12 protein-coding genes are annotated in these 11,718 nt (G+C 61.6%); 4 read left to right on the top strand and 8 right to left on the bottom strand.

Annotated elements, in window-relative coordinates; translation table 11 throughout:
• Window positions 1-10: 10 nt before the first annotated feature.
• Complete coding sequence (locus tag AB4Z35_RS05250; protein ID WP_442096250.1) at window positions 11-562, bottom strand: cytochrome b; 552 nt, start codon at window positions 560-562, stop codon at window positions 11-13.
• A 261-nt stretch (window positions 563-823) separates the two neighbouring features.
• On the bottom strand, window positions 824-2,587 hold the full coding sequence (locus tag AB4Z35_RS05255; protein ID WP_442096251.1) for a flavin monoamine oxidase family protein: 1,764 nt from the start codon (window positions 2,585-2,587) through the stop codon (window positions 824-826).
• 223 nt (window positions 2,588-2,810) lie between these two features.
• On the opposite strand from AB4Z35_RS05255, the gene AB4Z35_RS05260 reads away from it, so the two are divergent.
• Window positions 2,811-4,217, top strand: coding sequence for an adenosylmethionine--8-amino-7-oxononanoate transaminase (locus tag AB4Z35_RS05260; protein WP_007994350.1), 1,407 nt, complete (start codon window positions 2,811-2,813; stop codon window positions 4,215-4,217).
• 80 nt (window positions 4,218-4,297) lie between these two features.
• On the top strand, window positions 4,298-4,972 hold the full coding sequence (locus AB4Z35_RS05265) for a 16S rRNA (uracil(1498)-N(3))-methyltransferase (protein ID WP_442096464.1): 675 nt from the start codon (window positions 4,298-4,300) through the stop codon (window positions 4,970-4,972).
• 90 nt (window positions 4,973-5,062) lie between these two features.
• Here AB4Z35_RS05265 and AB4Z35_RS05270 read toward each other — a convergent pair whose 3' ends face one another.
• Genes AB4Z35_RS05270 through AB4Z35_RS05280 form a run of 3 tightly spaced genes read right to left on the bottom strand, consistent with a single transcriptional unit; the run spans window position 5,063 to window position 7,614 of the window.
• On the bottom strand, window positions 5,063-5,965 hold the full coding sequence (locus tag AB4Z35_RS05270) for a transporter substrate-binding domain-containing protein (protein WP_108229605.1): 903 nt from the start codon (window positions 5,963-5,965) through the stop codon (window positions 5,063-5,065).
• A gap of 29 nt (window positions 5,966-5,994) precedes the next feature.
• On the bottom strand, window positions 5,995-6,345 hold the full coding sequence (locus tag AB4Z35_RS05275) for a RidA family protein (RefSeq protein WP_007987754.1): 351 nt from the start codon (window positions 6,343-6,345) through the stop codon (window positions 5,995-5,997).
• Between the two features lie 27 nt (window positions 6,346-6,372).
• Window positions 6,373-7,614 (bottom strand): D-amino acid dehydrogenase, encoded by a 1,242-nt coding sequence (locus AB4Z35_RS05280; RefSeq protein WP_442096252.1) that lies wholly within the window; start codon window positions 7,612-7,614, stop codon window positions 6,373-6,375.
• Between the two features lie 109 nt (window positions 7,615-7,723).
• On the opposite strand from AB4Z35_RS05280, the gene AB4Z35_RS05285 reads away from it, so the two are divergent.
• Window positions 7,724-8,635, top strand: coding sequence for a LysR family transcriptional regulator (locus AB4Z35_RS05285; RefSeq protein ID WP_442096253.1), 912 nt, complete (start codon window positions 7,724-7,726; stop codon window positions 8,633-8,635).
• Between the two features lie 127 nt (window positions 8,636-8,762).
• On the opposite strand, the gene trhA is transcribed toward AB4Z35_RS05285, so the two are convergent.
• A complete protein-coding gene (gene trhA, locus AB4Z35_RS05290) occupies window positions 8,763-9,380 on the bottom strand; it encodes a PAQR family membrane homeostasis protein TrhA (protein ID WP_442096254.1) in 618 nt (205 codons plus the stop codon).
• A gap of 131 nt (window positions 9,381-9,511) precedes the next feature.
• Here trhA and AB4Z35_RS05295 point away from each other — a divergent pair, with 131 nt between their 5' ends.
• Window positions 9,512-10,426: a LysR family transcriptional regulator gene (locus AB4Z35_RS05295; protein ID WP_008001122.1), complete on the top strand. Its 915-nt coding sequence runs from the start codon at window positions 9,512-9,514 to the stop codon at window positions 10,424-10,426.
• Between the two features lie 93 nt (window positions 10,427-10,519).
• Here the strand turns inward: AB4Z35_RS05295 and madM are convergent, their stop codons facing one another.
• Window positions 10,520-11,284 carry a malonate transporter subunit MadM gene (gene madM, locus AB4Z35_RS05300; protein WP_442096255.1) on the bottom strand — a complete coding sequence of 255 codons (765 nt, stop codon included), beginning with the start codon at window positions 11,282-11,284 and terminating at the stop codon, window positions 10,520-10,522.
• Between the two features lies 1 nt (window position 11,285).
• The gene (gene madL / locus AB4Z35_RS05305) at window positions 11,286-11,702 is read right to left on the bottom strand and encodes a malonate transporter subunit MadL (protein WP_008001124.1); all 417 of its coding nucleotides are present in this window, start codon (window positions 11,700-11,702) and stop codon (window positions 11,286-11,288) included.
• Window positions 11,703-11,718: the final 16 nt, after the last annotated feature.

Here is an 11,718-nt window from a genome sequence, read left to right on the forward strand (position 1 = left end):
AGGTTGAACTTCAGGCTTTGCGACCCAGCATTCGCTTGAGGGTCACATCACGGTCGATAAAGTGGTGCTTCAATGCTGCCAACGCATGGAGGACGGAAAAAATTACCAGCACCCACGCCAGGTAGAGGTGAATCGCACCGGCGTTATCTGCCTGGTCCGGCAGTCCGGAAACCAGGGCAGGCACTTCAAACCAGTCAAACACCGGTATTCCGGCACCTTCTGCGGTGGAAATCAGGTAACCGGCAATCATCACAGCGAACAGACAAAGATACAGAAAGGCATGGCCGAACATGGCGCCCAGACGCGTCATGCGGCTGTAGCTGGCCAGGGTTGGCGGCGGCGGGCTGATAAAGCGCCACAACACGCGCAATACCATGACCCCCAGCAGGATCAAACCAATGCTCTTGTGCAGATCCGGCCCGGTCTTGCGCCATGGGTCGTAATAACCGAGGCCGACCATCCACAGCCCGAGGGCGAATAAACCGAATACGGCCAGTGCCACGCCCCAGTGCATGAAGATGCTGACCCAGCCGTAGCGGGAGGTAGAGTTACGTAGCTGCATTGCCTAGATCCCTGTAAGTGCTGGCCCAAGACTATCGAGTTATCCATCGAATTAAAGCCGAAAATTTCGCTTTGAAATATCGAGAAATACGATAAAGAGTCTGAAATAGGCGAGTTAAGAAAAGATTAAAGGCCAATGTGTATACAAAAATTTAGCCCAACTCAATAACACTTCCTGCAATAGGTTTATTCGATTGTGAATGCGGATTTCTCCAGGCATAAAAAAACGCGGCATTTACGCCGCGTTTTTTTGTCCCAGGGCTTATTGCGCCTTGGTATCCGTTGCCGGGGTCGCTGCGGGTTTGGCCGCTGGCTTCCTGGCCGGCTCGGCTTTCTTGGCAGGTGCCTTGGCCGGGGCTTTTTTCGCTTCGGTCTTGGCTGCCGGTTTCGCCGGGGCTTTGGCCGGAGCCTTCTTGGCTGGCTCGGCTTTTACCGGTGCCGCAGGCTTCGGTGCTTCCACCGGTGCCGGAACGGCGGCCGGGGCTGGCGCCGGAGCAGGCGGTGCAACAGGCTCTGGCGTCTTGACCGGTTCCGGTTTCTTCACGTCATCCGAGCCGCCGAACAGGTTGCTGAAGAAGTTGCCCTTCTTCGCCGCCACCGCACCAGCACCCGCCGCTGCAGCAGCTACCGGAACCACTTTCGCCGGTTCAAACGACTTGCCGGCCGCCAGGTCTTCAACCTGGCTGGCTGCACGCTGACCGGTACGCAATGCACCTTCCAGGGTGCCCGGGTACAGGGTATCGGTGTGTTCGCCAGCGAAGGTTACACGCTGGACCGGACGTTCCCACAGACGCCAGAACTTGCTGATCTGGCCCGGACCGAAGGCCAGGTAGGCACCGCCAGTCGACGGGTCGGTGCTGTAACGACGGATTTCATAACCGGTGAACGAACCGCGCGCCTGTGGATAGAACGTATGCAGGCGAATCAACACCTGATCGACCATCTGCTTGTCGCCGAACGCCTGCATCACCCGCGCGTTGTCGCCGGACAGGTTGATCACCACGTTGGCACCGCCCTTCAGGGCAGGCTCGACCCACAACATGCCCAGGCCAGTGTTGCTGTAGATCTCGCCGGACATGCGCGCCTTGCTTTCCCACACCGGCGTCTTGAACTTCAGCATGATCTGGTCACGCCAGCCGTAGTTGGTGCCCTTGATCGCCGCCAGGTGCTGAGCGTCCAGCGCCGGGGTCATCTGGATCTTGTTCAGGGCACGCAATGGTACGGCCAGCACCACGTAGTCAGCCTGATAGCTGACGCTGTCGACTTTGACGGTCACGCCGTCCTTGTCCTGAATGATCGCCGAGACCGGGGAGCTGGTCTTGATGGTCTTCAGTTGTTTGACGAAGGCCTGCGCCAGCACCGGACTGCCGCCGACCAGACGCGAAGCACGCAGGTCACGATCGGAAACGCCACGGTAAACGCGGCTCTGCTGCGCGTAATACAGCAGCGACAAGCGCGAAGGCTCGTCGTAGCGGGTACGGATCTGCTGGTTGATCAGCTGGCGCGCGGTGGCCGGCAGGTTCTGCTTGTCGAGCCAGCTCGACACGTTGACCTGATCCAGCGCGTGCAGGGTGTTGTTGGCGGCCGGGTTCTGCGGGTCGTCGATCGAGCGCGCCAGATCATCCAGGGTCTTTTCGTAGCGTTTGAGCGCCTCGGCGGTGGCTGGCTCCTTGGTGGCAAGATCGGCAGCGCTGTAATACACGCCGTCGATCAGGTAGCCAGGGGTCCGCACGAACTCAGGTGCCGGCGTGGTGCTCAGTTTGAAGTTCGAAACGTACTTGTTCAGCACCGGTTGGGTCTTGTCATTGCCGATCCACTCGCTGGTGGCCATGCCGGAACGACCGCCCAGGCTCGACTTGGCTTCCAGCAGGGTGACCTGCCAGCCCTTGTTCTGCAGCTCGTACGCGGCAGTCAGGCCCGACAGGCCGCCGCCGACCACGATCGCGGTTTTATCCTTGGCCAGCGCAGACACGCTGAACAGCCCCAACATCACCAGCGCACAGGCGCGCAGCCAACCGACAGACATTCAGCGAACTCCGTAATTACACGAGGAAAACAGCAGTTTTTGCGAGCCAGACGGCCCAAGAACCGCGAAGGATACGTTAGCCTTCTGACGCCCGCCAGCAACGTCTATCGACCTGTACAACGTAGTTCATTCGACACAATGGGTTGTTCCCGTGACACGCATTGCATAGGCTTGCGCGATTGTTTGTCCGCGCGTCTCACGGACCGCCTCCAGGAGAGTGAAAATGGGCCTGAATAATCAGTGGATGCAACGCGATCTCGCCGTGTTGTGGCATCCCTGCACCCAGATGAAAGATCACGAACAACTGCCGCTGATCCCGATCAAGCGCGGTGAAGGCGTGTGGCTGGAAGACTTCGAAGGCAAACGCTACCTCGATGCGGTCAGCTCCTGGTGGGTCAATGTGTTCGGGCACGCCAACCCGCGGATCAACCAGCGCATCAAGGACCAGGTCGATCAGCTCGAACATGTGATCCTTGCCGGCTTCAGCCATCAACCGGTGATCGAACTGTCCGAGCGTCTGGTGAAGATGACGCCGGAAGGTCTGACCCGGTGTTTCTATGCCGATAACGGCTCATCCTGCATCGAAGTCGCGCTCAAAATGAGCTTTCACTACTGGCTCAATCGCGGCCAGCCGAACAAGAAACGCTTCGTCACCCTGACCAACAGCTACCACGGCGAAACCATGGCGGCGATGTCGGTGGGCGACGTGCCGCTGTTCACCGAAACCTACAAAGCGCTGTTGATGGACACCATCAAGGTGCCGAGCCCGGACTGCTACCTGCGTCCCGAGGGCATGAGCTGGGAAGAACACTCGCGCAACATGTTCGCGGCCATGGAGCAGACCCTGGCCGAGAACCATCACAGTGTCGCAGCCGTGATTGTCGAGCCGCTGATCCAGGGCGCCGGTGGCATGCGCATGTATCACCCGGTGTACCTCAAGTTGCTGCGCGAAGCCTGCGACCGCTACGGCGTGCACCTGATCCACGACGAAATCGCCGTCGGCTTCGGCCGCACCGGGACGATGTTCGCCTGTGAACAGGCCGGTATCCGCCCGGACTTCCTGTGCCTGTCCAAGGCCCTGACCGGCGGCTATCTGCCGTTGGCGGCGTGCATGACCACCGACGAGGTCTACAGCGCCTTCTACGACGACTACCCGACCCTGCGCGCTTTCCTGCACTCCCACAGCTACACCGGCAACCCGCTGGCGTGCGCGGCGGCCCTGGCGACCCTGGATATCTTCGAAGAAGACAACGTCATCGAGAACAACAAGGCCCTGGCGCAGCGCATGGCTTCGTCGACAGCGCATCTGGTCGACCACCCGAATGTGTCCGAAGTGCGCCAGACCGGCATGGTGCTGGCCATCGAGATGGTCAAGGACAAGGCCACCAAAGAAGCCTACCCATGGCAGGAACGCCGTGGCCTGAAGGTGTTCCAGCACGCCCTGGAGCGCGGAGCCTTGCTTCGTCCATTGGGTAGCGTGGTGTATTTCCTGCCGCCGTATGTGATCACCCCGGAGCAGATCGATTTCCTTGCCGAAGTGGCCAGCGAAGGGATCGATATCGCCACCCGTGACAGCGTCAGCGTGGCGGTGCCGAAAGACTTCCATCCGGGGTTCCGTGATCCGGGTTGATTGATTTCACCTAAGCTTCAGCGCTGACTGGACTACCGTCATCGCGGGCAAGCCCGCTCCCACAAGGATTTGCACAGCACCTGTGGGAGTTGCCCGAAGCCCAGGCCCATTACATCAGCCGTGTGCTGCGCATGGCCGAGGGCGATGCGTTGCAGTTGTTCGACGGTTCGGGCCAGGAGTTTCGCGCCAGGCTGGTCGAAGTCGGCAAAAAGCGCGTCGTGGTGCAAATCGATGAAAGCTTCGCCGGGCAGGTCGAGTCGCCGCTGCAAATCCATCTCGGCCAGGGCCTGTCCCGGGGCGAGCGCATGGACTGGGCGATTCAGAAAGCCACGGAACTGGGCGTCAGCGAAATCACCCCGATCTTCACCGAACGCTGCGAAGTCCGGCTCAAGGACGAGCGCGCCGACAAACGCCTGCTGCACTGGCGCCAGGTGGCGATCAGCGCATGCGAGCAGTGCGGGCGTTCACAGGTACCGGTGATTCATCCGCCGCTGTTGCTGGCTGACTGGTTGAAGCAGACACAAGCCGGGTTGAAACTGGTGCTGCACCCGGTGGCCGAACCGTTGGTGAGCCACGCCAAACCTCCAAGCCTGGCATTCCTGATCGGTCCCGAGGGCGGTTTATCCGATGCCGAAGTCGATCAGGCCAAGGCCAGCGGCTTCCACGCCGCCCGCCTCGGTCCACGGGTGCTGCGCACCGAAACCGCACCGGTTGTTGCACTGGCGGTGGCCCAGCAGTTGTGGGGCGATTTCTAGGCCGCCATCGCGAGCAGGCTCGCTCCCACATTGAAATGCATTTTCCTGTGGGAGCGAGCCTGCTCGCGATGGCAGCACCCAGGTCTGGCGCTACTGCACCGGATCGCTCACCGGTTTGGCAATGATCGCCTTGAGTTCGCTGGTCATCGGGAACTCAAGGTTCAAACCCTTCGGCGGAATCGGCTGCTCGAACCAGCGTTTGTAGATGCCATTGATCTCGCCCGAGCTGTACAGATCCGCCAGCGCGCCGTTGACCAGCGCCAGGAACTGCGGATCATCCTTGCGTACCATGCAGCTGTAGATCTCCCGCGATTGCTCCTCCCCGACCACCACCCACTTGTGTGGGTCATGGGCCTTCGCGCGCTCGCCGTAGAGCAGCGCATCGTCCATGTAGAATGCCGCCGCCCGGCCCGATTGCAGCATCTGGAAGGCTTCGCCGTGGTCCTTGGCACTGATCACGAACATGTCGATCTTGTGATCGACGTTGTAGCTTTTCAAGAAGCGCTCGTTGGTGGTGCCGGCAGTAGTCACCACGTTCTTGCCGCGCAGGTCGGCGAAGCTCTTGATCCCGCTGTCCTTCGCGGTCAGCAACTGGCCTTTGACGTAGATGAAGCCGTAGGAGAACGCCACCTGTTTCTGCCGCTCGGCGGTCACGCCGGTGGAGCCGCACTCCAGATCCACGGTGCCGTTCTGCACCAGTGGAATGCGGGTCTGCGAGGTCACCAGGTTGTACTTCACCTTCAAGTCCGGCAGCGCCAGTTGCTGCTGGATGCGCTCGACGATCTTGCCCGCCAGATCCACCGAGTAACCCATCGGCGTGCCGCTGTGATCACCCACGTAGGAGAACGGCACTGAAGCGTCGCGATAGCCCAGGGTGATGCTGTTGGCGCTGGCGATCTTGCTCAGGGTGCCGGTCAGCGGCGCTTCATTGGCCTGAACCTGACTGCCGAGCAACAGGCCAAGCGTACAAGCGAGCAACGTGATTTTTTGCATTGTTATTCTCCGTTGTGGGTGTTGGTTTATCAGACGCGTGCAGCGATGACGGTGATTTCCACCAGCACCTGCGGGCGGGCCAGTTCAGCCTGCACGGTGGTGCGGCTTGGTGCCTGTCCCGGCGATAGCCAGGCCGACCAGACCTCGTTCATCGCGGCGAAATCCTCGGTGATGTTCTTCAGGTAAATGGTCGCGCTGAGCAGATGATCCTTGTCGCTGCCCGCCTCGGCCAGCAAGGTTTCGATTTTCGCCAGCACTTCGCGGGTCTGGCCGCTGGCATCCAGAGCATCGCCCGGCACCTGCCCGGAGAGAAACACCAGGTCGCCAAAGGTCACGGCGCCAGACAGGCGCGAGTTGCTGTGCAGTCGGGTAATGGTCATTGCAGTGTCCTCCTTAGAAATCAGTATTCAGGCGGCCCGGTGGTTGAAGCCCTGCAGGTCGATGGAAGGCCGGCGCTCGCCGATCAGTTCGCTGAGCAAGCGCCCGCTGCCGCATGCCAGGGTGAAACCCAGCGCGCCGTGGCCGAGGTTGAGCCACAGGTTGCGGTACGCCGTCGCGCCCAGCAACGGCACGCCGTTGGGGGTGGCCGGGCGCATGCCGGCCCATTCGACGGCTTCGTCATAGGCGCCGGCATTTGGAAAGGTGTCATGGGCCTGGCGCTTGATCAGTGCCAGGCGCCTGGGGTCCGGCGCGGAGTCGAAGCCGACGATGTCGACCATCGCCGCCACCCGCAATTGCTCGCCGATGCGCGCGTAGACGATCTTGCGGTCGTAGTCGGTGATGCTTACGTCCGGCGCCCGGTGACCGGCGCCGATCGGCACGGTCAGGCTGTAACCCTTGAGAGGATAAAGCGGCAGTTGCAGTCCGGGCAGCGCCAACAGCGGACTGCGGTGGCCGGCGGCGATCACCAGTTGATCGACCGACACTACTTGTTCGCCCAGTTCGATGGCGTTGACGCTGCCGTTGCTGTGGCGAATGCCCGTCACCGCTTGCCCGAGACGAAACTCGCAACGGCCGGACGCTCGCAACCGGGCGGCCAGTTGCTGGCAGAAACCGTGGCAATCGCCGACTTCTTCGTCCGGGGTGTAGATCGCCCCGACAAAGGGCGCATCGATCAGCGCCGGTTCCAGTTGCGCGCATTCGGCCGGCGACAACACCTGCTGTTGCTGCGGATCGGCCAAGCCCTGGCACGCATGCTCGAAGCTGCTGTTCTGGCGGAAAGTCACCAGTTTGCCATTGCGCCGCCACTGGAATCCCGCCAGTCCATCGTCCTCGCGCCAGGACTTCAAAGTGTCCTGGCTGAACAGCGCCAAACGCAGCAAGTGCGCGGCGTTCTCACGGTTGACCGAGCGGCGGCAGGCGCCGAGGAACGACGCCATCCAACGCCACTGGGCCGGGTCGAAGCGCGGACGCAGCTTCAGCGGTGAATCGCCGCGCAGCATCCAGCCGATGGCCTGCAAAGGCACACCGGCGTCGGCCAATGGCGCGACATAGCGATAGGACAACTGGCCGCCGTTGGCGAAGCTGGTTTCGCTGCCCAGCGAGTCCCGTGCCTCGACCACCGTCACCTCCAAGCCGTCGCGCACCAGCGCATAGGCCGTTGCCAGGCCAATCACGCCGCCTCCGATGATGCACACACGCTGAGCCATGTCCGTCCTTAAAAGCGTTGTGAAGACGAGGCCAAGGTTAGAGCCAGGTGACAGGCGTTGAACAATGCATAAAGATGGCAAACCCATAAACAAAGGTTATGGACTTGCCATGCGCCTTCGTCACATCGAGATTTTCCAGGCCATCCGCCAAACCGGCTCGATCAGCGCTGCCGCGCAATTGCTGCACGTCTCGCAGCCGGCGGTGAGCAAGGTGTTGCAGCACGCCGAGCAACAATTGGGCTTTGCGCTATTCCTGCGAGTACGCGGCAAGTTGCAGGCAACGCCGGAAGCGCTGGAGCTGGAGCGCGAAGTGGACAAGGTCAGCGAAAGCCTGCAAGGCGTGCGACGCCTGGCGCAGAGCCTGCGCCGCGAGCCCGGCCACAGTCTGCGCATCGGCGCCACCCCGGCGCTGGCCCTGTCATTGCTGCCGCCGGCCATTCACGAATGGACCGGGCGTTACCCGGACATCGTTTGCGAACTCTCCAGCGCCCACAGTCGCGAACTGGTGCAGAACCTGTTGATGCGCGAAGTGGATGTCGCCCTGACCCTGCAACGCCCGGATCACCCTGGGCTCAAGGCCCAGGCGCTGGCCTCGGGGGTGCTGGTGGTGTTGGCGCCCGACGGTTTCTGGCCGGCGGCCGACGCCGGCCAGCCACTGCCGCTGATGGCGCTGGCGAATGCGCCGCTGATCGGGCTGTCCAGCGCCGATCCGTTGGCCGCGCGGCTCGACAGTTATCTGGAAGCCGTCGAGCCGCCGCCCCGGATACGCATCGCCGTACAGACCTATTCACTGGCCCGGGCCATGGTGGAATCCGGTGCCGGCCTGGCGGTGATCGACCCGTTCACCGCCCTCGGCGCATCACCGGGCACCACGACCATCCGCCCACTGGCCCCGCCACTGCCGATCACCCTGTACGCCGTGACTCGCGCCAGCGAACCACTGCCGCACACGCTCAATGACCTGTTGCAGATCTTCAGCCGCCGCGCCCGGGAGCAATTGGAGTACCTGAGTCCTGCGTAACCCTGAAGCCTGATGAACAACCTGTGGGAGCGGGCTTGCCCGCGATGGCGGTGGATCAATCAACATTTCGATCGACTGACACCCCCTCATCGCGAGCAAGCCCGCTCCCACAGAGGACTGTGTTGATTTATAGGACGTAGAACAGAATCGCCACAAAGTGCAGCAGGCTCCCGGCGATCACGAACAGGTGCCAGATCCCGTGGGCATGTCGCAACCGATGGTCGAGGGCGAAAAAGATGATCCCCACGGTGTACAGCACGCCGCCCGAGGCCAGCCACGCAAACCCGGCGGCGCCCAGCGCCGCGAGCAACGGCTTGACCGCCACCAGTACGATCCAGCCCATCACCGCGTAGATCACGATCGACAGAATCCGCGCTTCGGAACGCGGCTTGATCTCTTGCAGGATGCCGATCAGTGCCAGGCCCCAGACAATCCCGAACAACGTCCAGCCCCACGGCCCGCGCAGGGTCACCAGGCAGAACGGCGTGTAGCTGCCGGCGATCAACAGGTAGATCGAAAAGTGATCGACCTTCTGCATAATCTCTTTCTTGCGTCCGCGCACGCTGTGGTACACGGTCGAAGCGCTGTAAAGCACCAGCAAGGTAAAGGCGTAAATCGCCATGCTGACAATCTTCCACGGACTGCCGTCGAGACTGGCCAGCACAATCAGCCACACCCCTCCGACAAACGCCGCCACTGCCCCGACCAAATGCGTCCAGGCGTTCAATCGTTCCCCGTGATACATGCGTTGCTCACCTCGAATTTCATTGCTGCAGAGCGCAAGGCTCAGGCTTCAAGTGTAAAAGCGCAATGTTTCTGTACGACGGGCCCGGAGTAATTGGGCACAATCGAGTCATTCCAAAAAGAGTCCGCCCCATGCTGATCGATGAAGAGTTGACCCTGAAAAAACTCGAGGTGTTCCTGGCGTTCATGCGCACTGGCAACCTGGCGCGGGCCGCTGCCGAGTTGCAGACCAGCAACGTCAGCGTGCATCGGGCGATCCATTCCCTGGAAAGCGCCCTGCGCTGCCCGTTGTTCAAGCACGAAGGCCGCAGCCTGACGCCGCTGGAAAGCGCTTATGTGCTGGAGGAACGGGCGCAGAAGCTGATTCAGGACGTCGTCGAAAGTGTGCGCCTGACCCGCGAAGCCGCCGGGTTCTCGGCTGAGCGTTTCAAACTGGGCTCACTGTATTCCCTGACGGTGAAGACCGTGCCGCAGCTGATCATGGGCTTGAAGATCCGTCGCAGCGAGCTCAACATCGACCTGATTCTGGGCTCCAATATCGACCTGCTCTACAAGCTCAAGAACATGGAAGTCGATGCGATCCTGGTGTCGCTGGACGACAGCGTCAACGACCCGGATTGCGAGCAGATCCCGCTGTTTTCCGACGACATCTTCCTCGCCACCCCCGCCGATTCGAAGTTTGCCCAGCGAACCGAAGTCGACCTGGCCGAGGTCCGCGACGAAACCTTCATCACCCTGACCCAGGGCTTTGCCACCCATCAGGACGGCAAGCGGGTATTCGAACAGGCTGGGTTCGAGCCGAAGGTGGCGATGCAGGTCAACGACATCTTCACGCTGCTGAGCATGGTCAGTTCGGGCGTGGGTTATGCGTTGCTGCCAGGGCGGATTGCGGCGGTGTACGAGAACCGGGTGAAGCTGATCCCGTTGCAGGAAAAGTACCGCTTGCAGCAACACATTGGCGTGGTGTTCCTCAAGGCCAAGGAGCGTGATCCGAACCTGCTGGCGTTGCTGGCGGAGTGTCGGATGTATGCCAATCGGCAGGCTTGAAACCGAGTCGCCCCCATCGCGGGCAAGCCCGCTCCCACAAGGATTTGCACTGCACCTGTGGGAGCGGGCTTGCCCGCAATGGCGTCGGTACGGTCAGCCCACAATCCCGCGAACAATGAAGAACAACAGCGAAGGCCCCAGCAAGCACCCAAGCCCGGTGTGGAAGGTCGCAGTCAACGCGCCATAAGGCACCAGGCGCCGATCCGTCGCCGCCAGGCCGGCAGTCACGCCACTGACCGTCCCGGCCAGCCCGCCAAACACCATCGCCGAACGCGGATTGTCCAGGCCCATCCAGCGCGCCGCCATCGGTGTACCGACCATCACCAGAATCGCCTTGATCAGACCGGTGGCAATCGACAGCGCCACCACATCGGAACTGGCGCCAATCGCCGCTCCAGTCACTGGCCCGACGATGTAAGTCACTGCACCTGCGCCAATCGTGGTCATGCTCACCGCGTCGCGGTAACCGAACGCCCAGGCCATGCACGCGCCGACGATAAACGGCAGCACCGTGCCCAACAGCAGCGCGATCACGCCGATCAAGCCGGCCTTTTTCGCTTCCGTGGCCTGCACCTCGAATGCCGTGGCGACGATGGCGAAGTCCCGCAGCATGGCGCCGCCCATCAACCCGATGCCGGAAAACAGCGTCAAGTCCGCCAGGCCTTTTTGCCCGCCGCTCATCGTGCCGCCGACCCAGGCCAGTACCAGGCCGATGACGATGGCAATGGCAGAGCCGTGAATCCGTCCGAAGGTCAGGCGTTTGGAGAGTATTACCGACACCCACATGATGATGCCGACGAAAGCGAATGCGGTGACCAGACTGTTAGTTGCCAGGCCTTTCTCAAAGAGTTCCCACATATCAGCGACCTCCTGCCGGTGCGCCAACCGACGTTACATCCACCGGTTCATCGGGCAAGGGTTCGCCTTTGTGGGTCCGGCTGATCAGGGCAATGGTGCAACCGCAAACCACCACCGAACCGATCGCCGCCAGCACCGCCACCGGACCACCGTGCAGCGCCGTGACCACGTTTTGTTGCGCCGCCATCGCGACCACTACCGGAATGTACATGGCGCCCCAGAAGCCGACGCCCAGCTCGCAATCCCTGGTCATGCCGCCATGCCTGTGCATCCACAGCCGTGCGCAAATCAGCAGGATCATCGCGATCCCGACACCGCCGACGTTTGACTTCACACCCAGCAACACACCGAGCATGTCACCCATGATCACCCCTGCCAGCGTACAGATCGCCAACAGCGCCACACCGTAAATAATCATTGTTGTAGTCCTCAAA

The organism is Pseudomonas sp. KB_15 (genome assembly GCF_052114525.1).
In the GTDB taxonomy this organism is placed as follows: domain Bacteria; phylum Pseudomonadota; class Gammaproteobacteria; order Pseudomonadales; family Pseudomonadaceae; genus Aquipseudomonas.

Bases quoted from the DNA above. Each gene is read 5' to 3' on its own strand.
- AB4Z35_RS05250 (WP_442096250.1), bottom strand. From the start codon at position 562: ATGCAGCTACGTAACTCTACCTCCCGCTACGGCTGGGTCAGCATCTTC.
- AB4Z35_RS05255 (WP_442096251.1), bottom strand. From the start codon at position 2,587: ATGTCTGTCGGTTGGCTGCGCGCCTGTGCGCTGGTGATGTTGGGGCTG.
- AB4Z35_RS05260 (WP_007994350.1), top strand. From the start codon at position 2,811: ATGGGCCTGAATAATCAGTGGATGCAACGCGATCTCGCCGTGTTGTGG.
- AB4Z35_RS05270 (WP_108229605.1), bottom strand. From the start codon at position 5,965: ATGCAAAAAATCACGTTGCTCGCTTGTACGCTTGGCCTGTTGCTCGGC.
- AB4Z35_RS05275 (WP_007987754.1), bottom strand. From the start codon at position 6,345: ATGACCATTACCCGACTGCACAGCAACTCGCGCCTGTCTGGCGCCGTG.
- AB4Z35_RS05280 (WP_442096252.1), bottom strand. From the start codon at position 7,614: ATGGCTCAGCGTGTGTGCATCATCGGAGGCGGCGTGATTGGCCTGGCA.
- AB4Z35_RS05285 (WP_442096253.1), top strand. From the start codon at position 7,724: ATGCGCCTTCGTCACATCGAGATTTTCCAGGCCATCCGCCAAACCGGC.
- trhA (WP_442096254.1), bottom strand. From the start codon at position 9,380: ATGTATCACGGGGAACGATTGAACGCCTGGACGCATTTGGTCGGGGCA.
- AB4Z35_RS05295 (WP_008001122.1), top strand. From the start codon at position 9,512: ATGCTGATCGATGAAGAGTTGACCCTGAAAAAACTCGAGGTGTTCCTG.
- madM (WP_442096255.1), bottom strand. From the start codon at position 11,284: ATGTGGGAACTCTTTGAGAAAGGCCTGGCAACTAACAGTCTGGTCACC.
- madL (WP_008001124.1), bottom strand. From the start codon at position 11,702: ATGATTATTTACGGTGTGGCGCTGTTGGCGATCTGTACGCTGGCAGGG.